An 18,423-nucleotide genomic window follows, 5' to 3' on the forward strand; every position below is an offset into this window, starting at 1 on the left:
CTGGGCGCCGCCTGGCCGCCGCCGCGGCCCCGGCGTCGCCGCGGGCGGGCGCACGGGGTCGGCCACCTGCACCGGTGCCCCGGCCGTCAGGCGCAGCGCGCCGGACGTGACGACGCGATCCCCCGGCTGCAACCCGCGCTGTACCACCGCCTGCGTGCCCGATACGACGCCGAGCGTCAGCGGACGCTGCGCCACCGTGCTGTTGGCCTGCACGACGAAGGCATAAGGTCCGTCCGGCCCGCGCTGCACCGCGACCAGCGGGATCGCCACCACATCCCGCAGCAGCGCAACCTGCAGGCGGATGTTCACGAAGGCGCCGGGCCACAGGCGCATGTCCTCATTCGGGAAGGTCGCCTTGAGGCGGATCGTGCCCGTCGCGGCATCCACCTGATTGTCCACCGTCACCAGCGTGCCGACCGGGTTGGGCGGCGGCGGCGTGCCGTCGGCGCGCGGGATGGTCGGCTCGGGCAGCCGCGCCTCGACCTGCACCGGCCCGGCGGCGAGCGCCGTCATCACCTGCGGCAGCGCCTGTTGCGGCAGGGTGAATGTCACGCTGATCGGCCGCATCTGCGTGACGGTCACGATGCCGCCCGAGCTGCTCTGCACCAGATTCCCGATATCGAGCTGCCGCAGGCCGACGCGCCCGTTGATGGGCGAGCGGATCACCGTGTAGTCGAGCTGCGCCTGAGCGTTCTCGATGGTCGCCTGGTCGTACTGCACCTGCGCTTCAAGCTGCGCGACGGTCGCGCGCTGCGTATCGAGCGTCTGCTGCGAGGCACCCTGCCCGCGCACCAGCGTCGCATAGCGCTGGAGGTCGAGCCGCGCATTGGCGAGCTGCGCTTCCCGCTGCGCCTTGGTCGCGACGGCCTGGTCGAGCGCTGCCTGATAGGTACGCGGGTCGATGCGCACCAGTACATCGCCGGCCTTCACCTCCTGGCCTTCGGTGAAGGCGATCTCGGTGATGCGGCCGGCGACCTGCGGCACGATGGTGATGGTGTTGAACGCCTGCACCGTGCCCAGCGCGTCCAGCAGGATCGGCACGTCGGTGACCGCCGCATCGGCGGTGCTGACCGGCACCGTCATGCGCCCGCGCGGCCCGCCGCTCGGGCCGAAGCCCGCCGGCGGGGCGGAGGCGGCGCGCTCAGGCTGCGGCGGCCAGGGCAGCCAGCCGCGTTGCCAGGCATACCAGCCACCGCCGGCAAGCACGGCCAGCAGCAGCAGCCAGCGCCAAAGGCGCCGGCGCCGGCGCGGGGCAGCGGTTTCCAGGGTCCGGGGAGCCTCCCGCAACGGCGGGCGCGGCAGCTCGTTCATGGGGTCGGCCCTCCGGCGGCGGCAAGCGCGGCGCGAATGCTCCCGACCGTCCAACCGCCGCCGAGCGCGGTGAACAGCGTGGCGGCCGCCTGCAGCCGCGACGTCTGTGCCTGCGTCAGCGCCAGGCGGGCGTTGAACAGGCTCGACTGCGTGGTCAGCACCGTCAGCAGGTCGATCGTTCCTGCGCGGAATTGCGCGTCGGCGATATCATAGGCCCGCTCGGCCGCCTGCACGCGCGCCATCTGCAGCGTCACCGTCTCCCGGCTGCGCTGAAGGGCGGAAAGGCTCGTCTCGGTGTCGCGCAGCGCCGCGAGGATGGTCTGCTGGTAGTTCGCCAGCAGTTCCTCCCGCCGGGCGCGCGTCTGGGCAAGCTGGGCGCGGAGCGCGCCGCCGTCGAAGATCGTCTGCGTCAGCCCCGCGGCGATGCTGTAGATCGTTGCACCCGGGCGCAGCAGCGTCTGCAGCGCGACGCTCTGCAGGCCGCCTTCCGCCGTGAGCACGATGTTGGGGAACAGCGCGGCGCGCGCGACCGTGACGTCCGCGCTCGCGGCGGCGAGGTTCGCCTCGGCCAGCCGCACATCCGGTCGGCGCGCCAGCACCGCGGCGGGCAGGCCGGGCATGATCTCCGGCACGCGGATGCCGGCGAGACGCTGCGTCGCCACCGTGATCTCGGCCGGCTGCATCCCGGCGAGCGCTGCGAGGGCATAGGTGTTGGCCTCGACCGCCTGTTGCAGCGGCGGCACCTGCGCGCGCTGCTGCGCCACGACCGATTCCTGTTGTGCGACATCGAGGCCCGTCGCCGTCCCGACCGACAGCCGCTGCCGCAGGATGCCAAGCGTGCGGTCCGCGATGCGCAAATTCTCGTGCTGGTTCGCGAGCTGCTCCTGGGCGCCGAGCAGGTCGAACAGCGTGCTCGCCACCGCCGACTGGGTGGCGAGCGCCACCGTGCCGATGCCGAACTCCGCGGCGGTGACGCTGTCGCGAGCCGCCTGTTCCTGCGCCGCCAGCCCGCCCCAGAAGTCGATCTGGTAGCTGGCCTGGAGGGAGCCGCCATAGCGCCGGCCGGCGTTGGCCGGCGTGCCCGGGGTGGCGGAGGTGCCACGGCTCCGCCCGATCGAAGCGCTGCCCTCGACCAGCGGCAATAGCTGGGCGCCCGCGATGCGCAGCGATTCGTCCGCCTGTCGCATCCGGGCGATCGCCGCGGCGAGGTCGAAGTTGCGGGCCATCGCCGCGTCCATCAGGCGGTCGAGCTCGGGGGCGCCGAAGGCGCGCCACCAGGCCGGGTCGGGTGCGGGCGCCGCCTCTGCCGGGGCCCGGCCGGCGACGAAGCGCCCGGGGGCCGCGATGCCGGAGTCAGCCGGCTCGATCGGCAGGGCGCAGGCGGCCAGGGCCATCGTCAGCAGCAGGGCACGCGGTGCCGGACCGACGCGCAGGGGTGGCGGAACAGATTGAACGAATTCGGACATCAGGCTGCGAGACGACCATGGGCACACCCCTCTGGTCGCTATTTGGCTCGGCGGCGGCCCCGCCGCCAGTATCGAAAGGCAACGGTCTGTTGCGAATGAGTCGCGATTTGCGCCTGAATCGCGGGGTGCCGCGCCATGATGTGCGGGGCGTTCCGCCGCGGACAGCAACGTTTCGATGGGCGCGGCTCTCATCAGGCGTGGGTTTGGGAAACGTTCCTGATGGCTTTGATACGTCCACTGTCGCAGTTGGAGGGGCGTTGCCCCTCCAAGCCACCCCAGCAAAGGCCGAAGGGCCTTTGCAAACCTAAACTTGGCGCCGGGCGACGCGCGCAGAATCCTCCTGGGCGCGCAACTAGCCCGCCATGCCGGGCGCCAACAGCTTGCGGTCCAGGGGGTCCAACCCCCTGGCGGGGTGGTCTGGAGGGGCCGAGCCCCTCCGGCTTTCGTGAGCCCCATATAGCGTGAAGAGACCGCGGAGGATCGCCGCGCACCTGCCTATCGCATCGTCACCAGCAGAACTGCCCCGCCGGCGGCGAGCCCCAGCAGCGAACCGATTCCGTAGGTCCGCCCATATTCCCGGTTGCCGAGCGTGGCGGCATAGACCGCCTTGGCGATGATGTTGCTGGCGACCGCCACGGCGATCGCCGCCGCGGCGAGGGTCGCTTCAATCACCCCTGGCACGAGTTGCGGGACTGACAGCGTGATCGCATCCACATCGGCCAGCCCCGTCACCGCCGCGATCAGGAGCACCGCCGCGCCGCCGAGCCATTCCGCGCCGAGCTTCGCTATCGCGCCGACTCCGCCGAGCAGCGCGGCCATGCGCAGCACGGACCCGATCTCGAACGGGTTGGACGGCGGGTTTGGCTCCTCCTCAGCCTTGGTGCCACGCAGCGACAGTATGGCGGCCATCGCCCCCATCCCGGCCGCGGCGGCGAGCAGCGCCGGCCAGACCACCAACCCCACCGCGGGCGAGGCGATCATCGCGAGGACGATCGTGCGCAGGCAGGACACCGCCCCCGCCACCAGCGCCCCGGCGGCGAGCCCGCGCGCCGGCCCGTCCTTCGTCGACGCCGCGGCGTTGGACAGCGTCGTGGCGGTGGAGCTGACGAGCCCCCCCGCCGCGCCGGCCAGCAGCAGCCCGCGCTGCGCCCCGCCCAGCTTCACGGCGAGGTAGCCAAGGAAGGAAATGCCGGCGAGCAGGATCGCGAGCGTCCAGATCTTGTGCGGATTGATCCCGGCGAGCCAGGGGATCGGCCGGTCCGGCACCAGCGGCAGCGCCACCAGCGTCATCGACAGCAGCAGGATGGCCGAGCGCATCTCCGCCCAGGTGATGCGTGCCATCAGCCCATGCAGCTGCTCCCGCGCCGCAAGCAGGCCGGTCATGGCGACGGCGGCCGCCCCCGCCGCCTGCGGCTGCCCCGACACCGCCAGCGCGCCGAGCGCATAGGTGACGATCGCGACGACCAGGCTGGTGGCGCTGACATTGTCCTCGGCGTCGGATTCCCGCAGCGCGAAGGGCAGCAGCACGGCGACGAGGGCGAACAGCCCGGCGCCGATCGTCAGCGCCCCGCCCACCGGGCCCGCGGGCGCCGCCAGGGCGCCCATGATGCCGCCGCCGAGGCCGATGAGCCCGAAGGTGCGCACCCCGGCGGTGCGCGTACCGGGCGATGCGTCGCGTTCCCGCCAGTGGCGTTCCGCGCCCACCAGGAGCCCGATCGCCAGCGCGACCGCCAGGTGGTGAATCAGAGTCTCCCCATTCATCGGAGCATTTCGCGCAGCAACGCCACTGGCGGCAAGCGCCGCCTTGCGCCGGGACGGCCGCCGCGCCCATATCCCGGACCATGGAGCTCGACTTCACCGAAGCGGAACTGCACCGTTATTCCCGTCACATCCTGTTGCAGGAAGTGGGCGCGGTCGGGCAGGCGCGGCTGCGCGCGGCGCGGGTGCTGGTGGTCGGTGCCGGTGGGCTCGGCTCGCCCCTCGCGCTGTACCTGGCCGCGGCGGGGGTCGGCACCATCGGGCTGATAGACGACGACCGGCTGGAACTGTCGAACCTGCAGCGCCAGATCGCCCACACGACCGACCGCATCGGCCGCAACAAGGCCGAGAGTGCGGCCGAGACGCTGCATGCGCTGAACCCCGCGACCATCGTCGAGGTACATGCGCGGCGCATGGATGCGGAAGCGGCGCAGGACCTGATCCCGCGCTACGACGTCGTTTGCGACGGCACCGACAATTTCGCGACGCGCTTCCTGATCGGCGACGCCTGCCATCTGCTGGGCCGGCCGCTGGTGAGTGCCGCGGTGCTGCGCTTCGAGGGGCAGCTCTCGGTCTTCGCCGGGCATGACGGCGTCTGCCCCTGCCACCGCTGCCTGAACCCAGAACCGCCACCGGAAGGGCTGGTGCCGACCTGCTCCGAGGCCGGCGTCCTCGGTGCGGTGACCGGGGTGATGGGCACGCTCCAGGCGACCGAGGTGTTGAAGCTGATCATGGGCATCGGCGACCCGCTGAAGGGCCGGCTGCTGCTTTGGGATGCGCTGGATGCGCGCTTCCGCACCGTGCGGCTGAAACGAGACCCGGCCTGCGCGCTGTGCGGTCCCGATGCGACGATCCGCGACCTGTCCGCGCACCGGGACATGGCAGGCCCCGTCTGCGCGGTCGGATGAGGCGCGCCCTCGTCACCGGCGGCGCCAGCCCCATCGGCGCGGCGATCTGCCGTGCGCTTGCCCGCGACGGATGCCGCGTCATCGTGCATGGCCATGCGAACGCCGCCGCCGCCGCTGCGCTGGCGGTCGAGATCGGTGGCGAGCACGCCACCTTCGACGTGACCGATCACGGCGCGGCGCAGCGTGCGGTTGATGCCCTGCTCGAACCCGGGCCGATCCAGGTGCTGGTGCATAACGCCGGCATCCATGACGACGTGCCGATGGCCGCGATGACCGAAGCGCAATGGCGCGGTGTCATGGCCGTCTCGCTCGACGGCTTCTTCCACGTGGCGCGGCCGCTGCTGCTGCCGATGATGGGCACGCGCAACGGGCGGATCGTCGCGATGTCCTCCGTTTCAGCCATCATGGGCAATCGCGGGCAGGCGAACTACGCCGCCGCCAAGGCCGGGCTGATCGGCGCCGTGCGCGCGCTCTCGCTGGAATGTGCGCCCCGCGGCGTGACCGTGAATGCCGTTGCCCCGGGGTTGATCGACAGCCCCGCCATCGCCGCCACGGTGCTGCCGGAGACGGTGCGGCAACTCGTGCCCGCGCGACGCCTCGGCCGGGCGGAGGAAGTCGCGGAACTCGTCGCCTTCCTCTGCTCCGACCGCGCCGCCTACATCAGCGGGCAGGCCATCTCGATCAACGGCGGGATGGCGTAGGTCCTAGCTCTCGATCGGATGGCACCGGCCCACGCCCCACCCGGCTACCAAACGGCGGTATGCCGAATCTTGATTACCTTGCTGGTTCCGGCGGTGGAGATCGGAGGGGCTCTGCCCCTCCGAACCACCCCGCCAGGGGGTTGGACCCCCTGGACCGCAATCTGCTGGCGCCGGGCACAGCAGCGGGTCCGGGAGTCGTTCCTGCCCGCGGCGCACGACACCAGGTGGAGGTTTGCAAAGGCCCTTCGGCCTATGCGGGCCCCATTCACACTGCCGAGGCAATGTGAATGGGTACCCGTGCCGGGGTAGGGTTCGGGAAGGGGCAGCGCCCCTTCCTGATCCAACCGCTACCGCAAATCTTCGCGCATAGGGGGCGACGCCCCTCCAACCGCGACAGCGCAAGTATCAGACCAATCAGTCGCAAAATCGGAGACCGGGCCGGTGCCGTTTCCGACAAACTGCGAAATGCTCTAGCGCGGCTGGCCCGCCGGCAGAGCCGGGAAGGCGCCGTCCGGGATCGAGCCCACCGGCAGTTCCGACACGCCTTCGGTCAGGCGGCGTGAGGAGCGTGCGCTCGCCGTGGCGCTTTGCGGCGCGGTGCGGGCGGCGGGGGTCGCGCGGCTCACCGTGTCAGGCTGCGTCCGCAGGATCGCCCCCTCCAGCGCCCGCACCCGGTCGTTATAGGCGGCATGGATGCGTGCGCCGTCGTAGTCCAGGTTCACGCTGTTGACGTAGCGGATCGAGAACGTGCGCACGTCATAGGAGATATCGACGGTCATCTGGTGGCTGCGCCAGGAATTCGTCGCTCGCAGCAGGCCGTAGCGCACGGGCTGGACGGTCCAGCCGGTCTGCGTCGCGGCGGCGCGGCGGATCTGGGATTCGCGGTCAGCCATGTTGCCGTTGCCGGGGAACTGCCCGCCGACGCTCTCATAGATCGGTGCCTCGCGGCAGGCGCCGAGGCCCAGGCTTGCGCCCACCGCCACCAGCGCCGGCATTCCGCCGCGCAGCATCTCACGCCGTTGGAGCATCCCGTTTCTCCTGACTTTCCTGCCGCAGACTGCGCCACAGTCCCACCGGGTCCATGCCGCGTGCCAGCAGCTTTCCGGCGACCATGATGACGATCCGGGCGATGTCCGCAACGGGCCGGAAATGACTGGCCCGTTGCAGTGTCGGCCCGTAAAGCGCCGGAATTTCCGCCGCCACCGTCATGATGCCGGCCCGCGCCGCATCGATCAGGATCTCGCTTTCGAAGGAGAAGCGGCGCGCGCGGCCGTCATACCGCGCAAGGTCGGCCAGCGCGGCGGTCGGATAGATGCGGAAGCCGGATTGGCTGTCCGCCACCGGGTGGCGCGCGGCCCAGGAGATCCAGAAATCCGCCACGCGATTGGCCCGGCGGCGCGCTGCCGGCTGCCCGGCCGCACCGCGCCGGGATCCGATCACGATGACGCCCGGGCCGGCGAGGGCAAGCAGCCGCGGAAGATCCTCCGGCCGATGCTGGCCGTCGCCGTCCAGCGTCACGACCAGGGCGGCGCCCATCGCCGTCGCATGCCGCATGCCCCGCCGCAGCGCCGCGCCCTTTCCTTCGTTCGAAGCGCAGCGCAGCACCGTCGCCCCGGCTGCTTTGGCGATCGCGGCGGTGTCGTCCGTCGACCCGTCGTCAACCACCAGGACCGACAGGCCCGGCATGACCGTGCAGAGCCGCCTGACCACGCCGGCGATCGTCGCCGCTTCCTGATAGGCGGGGATGAGGGCCACGAGCGGCGGCGATGTGGACGAGGTTGCGTCGGTCACGGGAAACCGGCTGGAATGGGCCGTCATCCTACAGTCGGACCGCGTCGGGGCACAGGATCATGCCGCTCGATAACACTGCCATGGCGCCGGCCGGAACGGCCTGCGACGTTCTTGTCATTGGCGGCGGCCCTGCCGGGGCCACCGCCGCCGCGCTGCTGGCCGCCAGGGGTCGGCACGTGATCCTGCTCGAGAAGGACCACCATCCGCGCTTCCATATCGGGGAGAGCCTGCTGCCGCTGAATCTGCGGCTGTTCGAGACGCTGGGTGTGGCGGAGCGCATGGCGGCGATCGGCGTGTACAAGCCTGGCGCGCGCTTCGTGTCGGATGAGCACGGCCGGCACACCGCCTTCTCCTTCGCCGCCGGGCTGAACCAGGACTACACCTATTCCTACCAGGTCCGGCGCAGCCAGTTCGATGAGATCCTCTTCGCCCGCGCCCGCGAATGCGGCGCCGATGCACGCGAGGGGATGCGTGTGATGGAGGTGGCGCTCGATGCGCGCGCGGGACACCACGTCACCGCTCGTGGCGAGGACGGCGCCATGCACACTTTCCGCCCGCGCTTCGTCATCGATGCCTCCGGCCGCGACACGGTCCTGGCGGGCCGCATGGCCAGCAAGGCGCGCAACCCGCACAACAACACGGCCGCATTGTACGGCCATTTCCGCGGCGTCGCGCCTTTCGGGGAGGCGGAGGACGGCAACATCACCATCCATCTGTTCGACGAGGGATGGTTCTGGATGATCCCGCTGCCGGGCGACGTGATGAGCATCGGCGTCGTCAGCAACCCCGGCTTCTTCAAGCGTCGGCGCGGCGAGGTGCGGGACTTCTTCCTCGACACGCTGCGCGCCGTGCCGTCCGTCGCCCGTCGCATCGAGGGCGCGGAGCTGGTCAGCGACGTCACCACAACCGGCAACTACTCCTACGCCTCAACGGTGATGCAGGGGGATGGCTGGCTGATGGCGGGCGATTCCTATGCCTTCATCGACCCCGTCTTCTCCTCCGGTGTGCTGCTGGCGATGGCGAGTGCCGAGATGGGCGCGGCGGTGGCGGACACTTGGCTCGACGACCCCGCCCGTGCGGCGCCGATGGCGCGTGCCTTCGAGCGCAAGGTGAAGCGCGCCATCGGCTCGCTGTCCTGGCTGATCTACCGGATCAACACGCCGGTGCTTCGGGACATGTTCATGTTCCCGAGCAACCGGTTCCGCATGCGGGAAGGGCTGGTCAGCCTGCTGGCCGGGGACGTGCATGCGAACGCGAACCGGCAGTTCCCCGTGCTGGCGTTCAAGGCGGCGTATCTGTGGCTGACGCTGGCCCGGCGGTTCGGATACCGGCTGCGGGAAGGCGGGCTGGCGAAGGTGTGAACGGGCGGCGGGGCGCTGGGAGAGACGGCGCCCCTCGCGCGCTCCCTATTCCCTGCCCTTCCGGTGGTGCAGCAGGCGGAAGACCGGCGGCGTCAGCACGGTGACGAGGAAGATGCGCGTGACGTGCAGCGTCACGATCAGTGCGACATCCATGCCCAACACCTTGCCGGTCAGGCTCATCTCCGCGACGCCCCCGGGTGCGGTGCCGAGGATCATCGCGCCCAGTGGCTCCTGGAACAGCCAGGCCATCAGCCCCGCCGCCACCGCGCAGCCGGCCATCAGCAGGAAGACCTGCATCACGGCATGCGGCAGGAAGCGGCGCAGCGGGCGTATCGTCTCCCGTCCGAAGGCGGCCCCGAGGCTGGCACCGAGCACCACCTGCGCGACGGCCGACAGCCATGCCGGGATGCCCGACAGCGTCACGCCCGAAGCGGTGAGAGCCGCCGTGACCGCGAGGGGCCCGAGCATCCACCCGGCCCGCACGCCCAGCCGCACCAGCAGGAAGCCCGCCGCGAGCCCGCCGGCAACCTGCAACGCCAGGATGCCGGGCTGGAAGGGGAGGATCGTCGCGACCTGCGGCACGTCGCCTTTCAGCCCGGCCAGGGCAAACAGGTTCGGGACCAGCACGACCACCGAACAGACGCGCAGCAGCTGCGCCAGCGCGACCGGGGCCGGGCGGCCGCCATAGCTTTCCGCCAGCATCGCCATGTCGGCGACGCCACCCGGGATGGAGGAGAACCAGGCCGTCGCCATGTCGACTCTCGCGCGCTTCGCGAGCAGCGGCGCCAGCGCCGCCCCCATCGCCAGCGTGACGATGGCCGCGAGCAGCAGCAGGCCCGCCTTGGCCCCCAGCACCGCCGCCGTGGCCGGCGTGAAGTACAGCCCGAGCGCAATGCCGATGATACCGAGGAAGAGGTTGCGCAGCCGGGGGTCGGCCTCTGCCGGCAGGCCCGACAGCCGCCCCGCGGCAACCGCGACCAGCGATCCGATCAGCCAGGGCAGCGGCAGGTGCAGCGCCGCGAAAGCCGCGCCGCCGAGACCACCCAGCGCGAGGCCGAGCAGCAGGCGGAGAGCCTTCGCAGCCGTCATGCCTGATCGGCCGGGCAGCGGTGTCGGGGCAGGCGACGGGTCACGAAGGCTCCTTGCCGGGGGTGCGGTGCATGGTGCCACGCAAGTCCCGCGCCACTAAGGCAGCGGGGCGAATTACCGCCATGCGGGGTGGGGGGTGGTGCTGCCGGGGGAAATGTGGGCGGCCGCTACCCGATCATCACCCGGTCCCGCCCGGCGGCCTTTGCGGCGTACAGCGCCTGGTCCGCCGCCGACAGCGCCGCTTCGAGCGCCGCCTCCCCGCCCCCCGGGCCCAACGCTGCGATGCCGGCGCTGAAGGTCACGCGCTGGCCTGCCCCGGCCGGATGCGCAACCCCGGCCGCCACCGCGGCGCGCAGTCGTTCGACGAGCCTTGCGGCACCGGCCGGATCGTCGCCGGGCAGCAGCAGGGCGAATTCCTCCCCGCCCAGCCGGGCGGTCACGTCCGAAGCGCGCACCGCCTGGGCGATGGTCAACGCGGCGCCGCGCAGCACGGCGTCGCCGGCCGGGTGGCCGAAGCCGTCGTTGATCGCTTTGAAGCGGTCGAGGTCGAGCATCGCCACCGCGCAGGCCCGGCCATCCCGCCGGGCGGCGGCCACGGCGGGCTCGGCGCGGGCCAGGAAGCCGCGGCGGTTCGGCAGGCCTGTCAGCGGGTCGGTCTCGGACAGCATGGCGAGTTCCGCCTGCAGCCGGTCGTAGCGCCGCCAAGTTTCCATCTGCAGCAGGAGGAAGGCCGGCACCAGGACGTCAAGCGCCGTCCAGATCCATTCCAGGACGGTATCTTCAGGCACTTCGAGCTGCGTCAGCACGGTGGCGAGATCGAGCACCGACAGCACCACGACGCCGAGCAGCAGCGGAGCGCCCAGCGCCCGAAGGCCGCGGCGCCAGCCATCGCCGCGCACGGACACCGCCCGCGCGACGCCGTAACCGAAGGCGATGATCGCCAGGATCGCCGTCACGGAGCGCAGCGCGACGTGCAGCGGTATCTCCCAATCCATGGTCGGCGCGGTCCTCCGGGGCGCGGCATGAAACGCCGAAAGGGCTTGGAGAACCATTACCCGCGGTGACCCGGTGCACAACGCGGGGCGGCTGCGCGACGTCAAGGGGCGCCAAACGCGGGATGAAGCGGTACAGTGCGGCCGCCATGGGCGACACCGCGCCCGGCGCAACCGCAACCCCGAAGGCGAGGCACATCCCGTTGTCTTGGCGCGACGCAGCGGCAGCATTGGCCCGGCGGCACAGGGCGGAACCCGTGGCTACGGACCATGGTCGACCATCCCTCCTCCCCGTCGGCGGCGCGACATCGCGGCGTGCCGCGCTGGCGGCGCTCGCCCTGTCCGCGTGCGCGCCGGTGCGGTCCCCGATGGGCCCGCATGTCGCGGTGCCGATGCTCACGCCGGATGCGCTCGTCATGGCCGATGGCGCCCGACTGCCGGTCTACGGCTGGCTTCCGCCGCAGCCGCCGCGTGCGATCGTGATCGGCCTGCACGGCATGAACGAGCATGCGCGATCCTTCGCCGAGGATGCCGCCGGCTGGTTCACCGATGCCGGTGTCGGCCTCTACGCCTATGACCAGCGGGGCTTCGGCGGTTCCCCCAACCGCGGCATCTGGGCGGGGCATGAGAGCATGGCCGCCGATGCTGCCGAGGCCGCGCGGCTGATCCGTGCCCGCCATCCCGGCGTCCCCGTCGTAATGATGGGGGAAAGCATGGGCGGGGCGGTGCTGCTGGTTTCCGGGGCCTCCGCCGCGCCCCCCCCTGTGGATGGCTACGTGCTGCTTGCGCCGGCCGTGGTGTCGCGGTCGAGCCTCGGCTGGTTCGCGCGCGGACTGCTCGACGTCATGGCGAGCGCCGTGCCGATGATGGGGTTCCAGAACAGCGCGCCGGGCTTCCAGCCGACGGACAACATCGCGGCCTGGCAGCGCTGGTCGCGCGATCCGCTGCTGATCCGCCATACCCGCGTCGACGCCATCGCGGGGCTGGTCGACCTGATGGATGCCGCCGTGGCGGCGGCGCCGCGCCTCCGTGGGCCGGCGCTGCTGCTCTATGGCGGGCGGGACCGGCTGGTGCCGGCGGGGCCGACCCGCGCGCTGCTTGCCGCGCTGCCGGCGCCGGCGCAGCGCGTCGGCTTCTACCCCGCCGGCTATCACATGTTGCTCCGGGATACGCAGGGCGAGATGGTCGCAAACGACATCGCGGCCTGGGTGACGGACCGGCGGTACATGCTGCCCTCGGGTGCCGAAGCCGCGGCACAGCGCTGGCTGCAGGCGTGACGCCAGCGCGCGGCCCGATCGTCGGCCGCGACGGCGCGATCACCCTGGCCGCCGCGCTGGCTGCCTGCCTGCTGACGGTGGGGATCGCCCCGGTCCTCGCGACCGCCGCCGTGGCGCGGCGCGCCTGGCTCGCGCCGCTGCTGCCGCGCGAGGCACCCCGGCGCATCCTGGTACTCGGGCATCGGCTGAAGCAGGGGCGGCCCTCGACCGATTTCGAGCATCGGCTGGCACGGGCAGCGGAGCTGGCACGGCGGTTCCCGGAGGCGAGGGTGGTGGTCCTCGGTGGCCGCGCGACCACCGAGGAACCGACGGAGGCCGAGGCTGGGCGCGACTGGCTGGTTGCGCGCGGCGTGGATGCCGGCCGCATCACGATGGAGCCGGATTCCCGCCACACCCTCGAGAACCTCAGCAATCATCGCGCGCTGCATGGCACCGCCGGACCCGAGACGCTGGTGACAAGCCGCTTCCATCTGCACCGGTCGATGCTGATGGCCGAAGGGCTCGGCCTCAGGCCAATGCCGGTGGCGGCCGAGGAGACGCCGCAGATCGAACCCATCCGCCTGCTGGGCGAGGGTCTGCGCGTCCACTGGTACCTGACCGGGCGTGCTTTGGCGTGGCTGCTGCAACGGCCGGCCTGGCTGGCACGAATCTCGTGACGCCGATCGGCCGGGCGAGGCTGGCGCAACTTCAATGGCGCGGAGACAGGGTCCGTGTCGGATCAGGGAGTGGCTCCGCCCCTCCCCGAACCCCACCCCGGCAAAGGCCGAAGGGCCTTTGCAAACCTCAGTTTGGCGCCGGGCACCACTGACAGGATGAGTGCCGAAACCCGCACCTGTGCCCCTAGCGCGTTTGCTGGGGAAAGAATGCCATTCTGCCCAACGCCGGATGCCGACGGTCCAGGCCATGCATTGGCCTGGCGGGGTGAGGTCTGGAGAGGGGCAGCGCCCCTCTCCAGTCTGGAGCGTACCCCCGCAGCTCCCCGCCCGCCGGCGCCAGCAGAGCAGCGATGACATCCCGTCCCCGCCGCCCCATTTACTCCCACCGCTGGTCACTGCGCCGGCTGCACCCTCCATTCCCGACGAGATTCCCCGCCCGGTGAGCCAGCAGACCGAACTTGCGAAGGTGAAGGACCGTATCCGCCGCCTGGCGGCGCGCACCGTGGATCGCGGCTGTTCCGAAGCTGAGGCGCTGGCGGCCGCACAGAAGGTCGGCGAGCTGCTCGAGGTCTATGGCCTCACGATGTCCGAAGTCGAGCTGCGCGAGGAGGCGTGCATCCAGCGGGAGGTGCTCTTCGCCGGACCCCGACTGCAGGCCCTGAACGGCATCTTCCTGTCCGTGGTGGCGCTGACCGAGACCAAGGGCTGGATGGTCGGCCGCCAGACCTTCGTCTTCTACGGGCTGGAACCGGATGTGCTGATGGCGGAATACCTGCTGCATCTGGTCGCCGCCGCCGTGGACCATGAGGAAGGCGTCTTCCGCGCGAGCCCGGGCTACCAGCGCAGCCGCGCGACGCCCCAGAACCGGCTTCGCAGCTTCCGCTACGGCTTCGCCGAGCGCGTCTCCGGCCGCATCGAGGATCTTGCCGCGCATCGCCGTGCGACGGAGGAAGCGGCCCGCGGCCCGACCTCAAGGGGCACCGCGCTGGTCCTCGTGAAGGAACGGCTGATCGAGGAAGGGTTCCGCGATCTCGGCATCCGCCTGCGCACGAGCTACACGACGCGCACTGTGCGCGACGCCGGCGCCTATCGCCGCGGCGCGGAGGCGGGTGACCGCGTGAACCTGCAACGACCGGTCCGCGCAGGCGCTGCCGCGGCTGCGCTGCCGCGCCGCGGCCGATGACCAGCGCGCGCGACGCCCGCGTCTACGCCTGGGAGAACCGGGTCGTCGCACCGCGCGATCGATCCATCGTCCCGTTTGGGCAGATGCAGGCGCTCGTCGATCATGTATGGGCGGCGGAGGGTCTGGCCTGGCCACCGCGCATGCGGCCGCGGAAGGCGTCGCGCGGCGTACTCGCCACCGGAAGTCGCCTCGCCATCGAGGCCCCGGAGAGCCTGCCGAGCTGGGTGCTGCTGCACGAGATCGCGCACGCCATGACCAGCACCGCGGATGGCGACGGCGCAGGGCACGGGCCGGATTTCGTAGGCGTCTATGTCCGCCTGCTCGTGCAGCACTGCCGGCTGGATGAAGAACTGCTGTCGGAAACGCTGGCAGCGGACGGGATCGCCTGGAACCGGCATGCGCGGGTGGCGTTCGTCGATGTTCCGCGCGGCGGGGGCAGTTCCCGAGCAGGCGGAATCACCTGATCGGGGCAAGATGCGCGCCCGGACAATGGGTTTGAGGCTGTCGGTACTGGGAGAGAGGGCGCTGTACCGTCCGGACCCCAGCGCCAAAGGCTTGGTGGCCTCCTGACAGTTCCGCTGTCGCGGTTGGAGGGGCGTCGCCCCTCCAAGCCACCCCAGCAAAGGCCGAAAGGCCTTTGCAAACCTCCACTTGGCGCCGCGCAACGCGGTAGGAACGACGCCGAAACCCGCTCCTGCGCACAAAGCGTGCGGGGTGGGTCCGGCGTGCCCGTTGTGCCCGGCGCCCACAGATTGCGGTCCAGGGGGTCCAACCCCCTGGCGGGGTGGTTCGGAGGGGCAGCGCCCCTCCGTTCGCGGCAGACGCAAATACACAAGCGCCAGAGCGCCGCTCGGACCTTCGCGGAGTGAGGTTCGGTGAGGGAAGGGCCGGGGGGCCGCTCAGCAGCGAGAATTCTCAGGCGAACAGGTCGGCCGGGCTGTCCCGTCGCAGTGCATGGCCGAGTTCCTGGCCCAGCCGCGTGGCATCCTTTGCGAGTCCTTCTTCCGCCCGCTTCAGCAGGAAGGTGCCGTCGGCGCGCGCCACCAGCCCGGTCAGCCGCAGCCGCCCGCCCGTAAGCAACCGGGCATAGCCGCCGATCGGCGTCCGGCAGGATCCGTCCAGCGCCGCCAGCAGGGCGCGCTCGGCCGACGATACGGCGCGTGCATCCGGGTCCTCGATGGCGGCGAGCAGCTCGTGCAGTTCCGTATCGTCCGCCCGCACCGTGACGCCGACGATGCCCTGGCCGGCGGCCGGGACCATCACTTCCGGGTCCAGCGCGACGCTGCCCGGCGGGTTCAGTTCCATGCGCCGCAGCCCGGCGAGGGCCAGCAGGGTGGCCGCGGCCTCGCCCTCGGCCAGCTTGCGCAGCCGGGTCTGCACGTTGCCGCGGAACATCACGACCTTCAGGTCCGGGCGGCGATGCAGAAGCTGCGACTGCCGGCGCACGGAGGAGGTACCGACCACCGCGCCGTGCGGCAGCGCCGCGAAGGGATCGGCCGGGTCGCAGGGAGGCAAGGCGGGGCCGGGCAGCAGGCAGTCGCGGGCATCCTCCCGCGTCAGCGTGCAGGCGAGCACGATGCCGGGCGGCATCTCGGTCTCGAGGTCTTTCAGCGAATGCACGGCGAAATCCACGCGGCGGTCGAGCAGCGCTTCGTGGATCTCCTTGGCGAACAGCCCCTTGCCGCCGACATCGGCGAGGGTGCGGTCCTGGATCGCGTCGCCCGAGGTGGTGATCGCGTGTTCCTCGAAGGCCTTGGCGTTGCGCAGCACCGGGCAGAAGCGCGTGATGCGGTCGAGGAAATACCGCGTCTGCCACAGGGCGAGCGGCGAGCCGCGGGTGCCGACGCGCAGGGGCAGGGGCCGCCGGTGATCCGGCACGGCGGCTGTGGGGTGGGCAAGGGCCATGGGCGCGTCATAGAACCCCGCCCATGGGCGCGAAAGATGTGATGACGCTGCGCGGCCCCGTCCTGGGGCTGGAGAGCAGCTGCGACGAGACGGCCGCGGCCGTGCTCGCGCCGGACGGCGCGATCCTGGCCGAGGCGGTGTTGAGCCAGGAGAAGGAACACGCCGTCTTCGGCGGCGTGGTGCCTGAGATCGCGGCGCGGGCGCATCTGGCGGCCCTGCCCGGCCTGGCGGAAACAGTGCTGCAGCGCGCAGGGCTGACTTATGGCGATCTCGGCGCGGTGGCAGCTACCTCGGGGCCGGGACTGATCGGTGGACTGATCGTCGGCGCTTCCTTCGGCAAGGGGGTGGCGATCGCCCACGGCCTGCCCTTCGTCGCGGTGAACCACCTCGAGGCCCATGCCCTGACTGCGCGGCTGCCGGGGCTGCTGGAAGCCGGGGCGCCCGCCTTTCCGTACCTGCTGCTGCTGGTCTCGGGAGGGCATTGCCAGTGTGTGGCGGTGGAGGGGCTCGGGCAGTACCGGCGGCTTGGCACCACGCTGGATGACGCGGTGGGAGAGGCCTTCGACAAGGCCGCCAAGCTGATGGGCCTGCCCTGGCCGGGTGGGCCGCATCTGGAACGGCTGGCCGGGGTCGGCGATGCGCGGGCCGTGCCGCTGCCGCGGCCGCTGTTCGGCCGGCCGGGTTGCGATTTCTCCTTCTCCGGTCTCAAGACGGCCGTCGCGCGAGCCCTGGCGCAGGGCGCGGCGCGGGAGGATGTGGCGGCGTCGTTCCAGGCCTCCGTCGCCGCCGTCCTGGCCGACCGCGCGAAGCATGCTCTGGCGATGGTGCCGCAGGCGACTGCCGTCGTGGTGGCGGGCGGCGTCGCGGCGAATGGCGCGGTGCGTACCTCCCTCGCCGCCGCGGCTGCCGCGTTGGGTGTGCCGATGCTGGCGCCACCGCTGCGGCTGTGTACCGACAACGCCGTCATGGTCGCCTGGGCCGGGATCGAGCGCCTGCGCGCCGGCCTGACCGACCCGATGGACCACAATCCGCGGCCACGCTGGCCGCTCGCGGAACTGACCGGCGCGGCATGAACTACCGCCACGCCTTCCATGCCGGGAACCACGCGGATTGCCTGAAGCATGCGCTGTTGCTGCTGCTGCTCGATGCGCTGAAGCGGAAGGACGCGCCGTTCGCTGTGCTCGATACCCATGCCGGGCGCGGGATGTATGACCTTGCAGCGGATGAGGCCGCGCGCACCGGAGAGGCCGCGCGCGGCGCGCTGCGGCTGCGGGGCATCACGGAGGGTCCGCTGACGCCCTTCGTCGCCGCCCTGGTGGGCCAGGGGTTCCCGGCGCGCTACCCCGGTTCCCCTGCGCTGATCCGCGCCGTGCTGCGCCCGCAGGACCGGCTCGCCTGCTGCGAGCTGCATCCCGAGGACCATGCTGCCCTCCGCGCCCACTTCGCCCGGGATCGCCAGGTGGCCGTGCACCACCGCGACGCCTATGAGGCGATCCGTGCCCTGGCGCCTTTCCCCGAACGCCGCGGCCTGATCCTCATGGACCCGCCCTTCGAGCAGGGTGACGAGTTCGACCGCCTCGCCGCCGCCATCGCCCAGCTGCACCGCCGGTTCCGTGCCGGCATCGTCGCCGCCTGGTACCCGGTGAAGCACCGCTCGCCGGTGCGGGATTTCCACGACGCGCTGCGCGCCGCCGGCGTACGGGATGTGGTCGCGGCAGAGCTCTGGCTGCGTGAACCGACCGACCCGCGCCGACTGAACGGCAGCGGCCTGCTGGTGATGAACCCGCCCTTCGGCTTCGAGGAAGCAGCGGGCACGATACTGGCGGCGCTGCTGGGAGTGCTGGAGCACGAGGCCGGCGCGGGGGTCTCGGTGACGAGGGTCGCGGCGGAATGAGGCGGGAAGCGCTTAAGTTTGCGGGGCGCGCACGGTGGTCCGAATGGAGCTTCGCCCATCTCCGGAGCACAGGCCGCCAAAGGCCGAAATGCCCTCCTGGTCGTCCTGAGATTTCCGCTGTTGTCGTTGGA

General features: G+C 71.6%; 17 protein-coding genes. 9 read left to right on the top strand and 8 right to left on the bottom strand.

The genetic code is table 11. The annotated features are described in order from the left end of the window. The 3 genes from GXW78_RS23625 to GXW78_RS23635 all read right to left on the bottom strand — a co-directional run. The coding region (locus GXW78_RS23625; protein ID WP_211871373.1) for an efflux RND transporter periplasmic adaptor subunit at positions 1–1,311 on the bottom strand (1,311 nt) is incomplete at its 3' end. Then, positions 1,308–2,777, bottom strand: a complete 1,470-nt coding sequence (locus GXW78_RS23630) for an efflux transporter outer membrane subunit (protein WP_211871374.1) — start codon at positions 2,775–2,777, stop codon at positions 1,308–1,310. The genes GXW78_RS23625 and GXW78_RS23630, both read right to left, overlap by 4 nt. 495 nt (positions 2,778–3,272) lie before the next feature. Next, complete coding sequence (locus tag GXW78_RS23635) at positions 3,273–4,538, bottom strand: MgtC/SapB family protein (protein ID WP_211871375.1); 1,266 nt, start codon at positions 4,536–4,538, stop codon at positions 3,273–3,275. Between the two features lie 80 nt (positions 4,539–4,618). Between GXW78_RS23635 and GXW78_RS23640 the strand changes: the two genes are divergently transcribed. Both GXW78_RS23640 and fabG read left to right on the top strand, forming a co-directional pair. Next, positions 4,619–5,443, top strand: coding sequence for a HesA/MoeB/ThiF family protein (locus GXW78_RS23640; RefSeq protein ID WP_211871376.1), 825 nt, complete (start codon positions 4,619–4,621; stop codon positions 5,441–5,443). Beyond that, positions 5,440–6,144, top strand: coding sequence for a 3-oxoacyl-ACP reductase FabG (gene fabG / locus GXW78_RS23645; RefSeq protein WP_211871377.1), 705 nt, complete (start codon positions 5,440–5,442; stop codon positions 6,142–6,144). The genes GXW78_RS23640 and fabG overlap by 4 nt, the downstream gene beginning before the upstream one ends. Before the next feature lie 470 nt (positions 6,145–6,614). On the opposite strand, the gene GXW78_RS23650 is transcribed toward fabG, so the two are convergent. Further along, positions 6,615–7,172, bottom strand: coding sequence for a hypothetical protein (locus GXW78_RS23650; protein ID WP_211871378.1), 558 nt, complete (start codon positions 7,170–7,172; stop codon positions 6,615–6,617). Next, positions 7,156–7,935 (bottom strand): glycosyltransferase family 2 protein, encoded by a 780-nt coding sequence (locus GXW78_RS23655; protein ID WP_211871379.1) that lies wholly within the window; start codon positions 7,933–7,935, stop codon positions 7,156–7,158. The genes GXW78_RS23650 and GXW78_RS23655 overlap by 17 nt, the downstream gene beginning before the upstream one ends. Before the next feature lie 80 nt (positions 7,936–8,015). Between GXW78_RS23655 and GXW78_RS23660 the strand changes: the two genes are divergently transcribed. Next, positions 8,016–9,296, top strand: a complete 1,281-nt coding sequence (locus tag GXW78_RS23660) for an NAD(P)/FAD-dependent oxidoreductase (protein WP_211871380.1) — start codon at positions 8,016–8,018, stop codon at positions 9,294–9,296. 45 nt (positions 9,297–9,341) lie between these two features. Here the strand turns inward: GXW78_RS23660 and GXW78_RS23665 are convergent, their stop codons facing one another. Together GXW78_RS23665 and GXW78_RS23670 are read right to left on the bottom strand one after the other, a co-directional pair. Beyond that, positions 9,342–10,385 carry an AbrB family transcriptional regulator gene (locus GXW78_RS23665; protein WP_211871381.1) on the bottom strand — a complete coding sequence of 348 codons (1,044 nt, stop codon included), beginning with the start codon at positions 10,383–10,385 and terminating at the stop codon, positions 9,342–9,344. Between the two features lie 167 nt (positions 10,386–10,552). Then, on the bottom strand, positions 10,553–11,380 hold the full coding sequence (locus tag GXW78_RS23670; RefSeq protein WP_211871382.1) for a GGDEF domain-containing protein: 828 nt from the start codon (positions 11,378–11,380) through the stop codon (positions 10,553–10,555). Positions 11,381–11,634: 254 nt separating this feature from the next. On the opposite strand from GXW78_RS23670, the gene GXW78_RS23675 reads away from it, so the two are divergent. From GXW78_RS23675 to GXW78_RS23690, 4 genes are all read left to right on the top strand, one after another. Beyond that, positions 11,635–12,654: an alpha/beta fold hydrolase gene (locus tag GXW78_RS23675; RefSeq protein ID WP_211871383.1), complete on the top strand. Its 1,020-nt coding sequence runs from the start codon at positions 11,635–11,637 to the stop codon at positions 12,652–12,654. Then, positions 12,651–13,310: a YdcF family protein gene (locus GXW78_RS23680; protein WP_211871384.1), complete on the top strand. Its 660-nt coding sequence runs from the start codon at positions 12,651–12,653 to the stop codon at positions 13,308–13,310. Before GXW78_RS23675 ends, GXW78_RS23680 begins: the two co-directional genes overlap by 4 nt. A 439-nt stretch (positions 13,311–13,749) precedes the next feature. Beyond that, a complete protein-coding gene (locus GXW78_RS23685) occupies positions 13,750–14,493 on the top strand; it encodes a DUF2786 domain-containing protein (protein WP_211871385.1) in 744 nt (247 codons plus the stop codon). Beyond that, positions 14,490–14,957: a SprT family zinc-dependent metalloprotease gene (locus GXW78_RS23690; protein ID WP_211871386.1), complete on the top strand. Its 468-nt coding sequence runs from the start codon at positions 14,490–14,492 to the stop codon at positions 14,955–14,957. Before GXW78_RS23685 ends, GXW78_RS23690 begins: the two co-directional genes overlap by 4 nt. Before the next feature lie 451 nt (positions 14,958–15,408). Here GXW78_RS23690 and hemC read toward each other — a convergent pair whose 3' ends face one another. After that, complete coding sequence (hemC, locus tag GXW78_RS23695) at positions 15,409–16,398, bottom strand: hydroxymethylbilane synthase (RefSeq protein ID WP_211871387.1); 990 nt, start codon at positions 16,396–16,398, stop codon at positions 15,409–15,411. A gap of 23 nt (positions 16,399–16,421) precedes the next feature. Between hemC and tsaD the strand changes: the two genes are divergently transcribed. Further along, positions 16,422–17,471: a tRNA (adenosine(37)-N6)-threonylcarbamoyltransferase complex transferase subunit TsaD gene (tsaD, locus tag GXW78_RS23700; RefSeq protein ID WP_246522579.1), complete on the top strand. Its 1,050-nt coding sequence runs from the start codon at positions 16,422–16,424 to the stop codon at positions 17,469–17,471. Continuing rightward, complete coding sequence (locus GXW78_RS23705; RefSeq protein ID WP_211871388.1) at positions 17,468–18,292, top strand: 23S rRNA (adenine(2030)-N(6))-methyltransferase RlmJ; 825 nt, start codon at positions 17,468–17,470, stop codon at positions 18,290–18,292. The genes tsaD and GXW78_RS23705 overlap by 4 nt, the downstream gene beginning before the upstream one ends. Positions 18,293–18,423: the final 131 nt, after the last annotated feature.

Source organism: Neoroseomonas terrae (genome assembly GCF_018129025.1).
In the GTDB taxonomy this organism is placed as follows: Bacteria; Pseudomonadota; Alphaproteobacteria; order Acetobacterales; family Acetobacteraceae; genus Neoroseomonas; species Neoroseomonas terrae.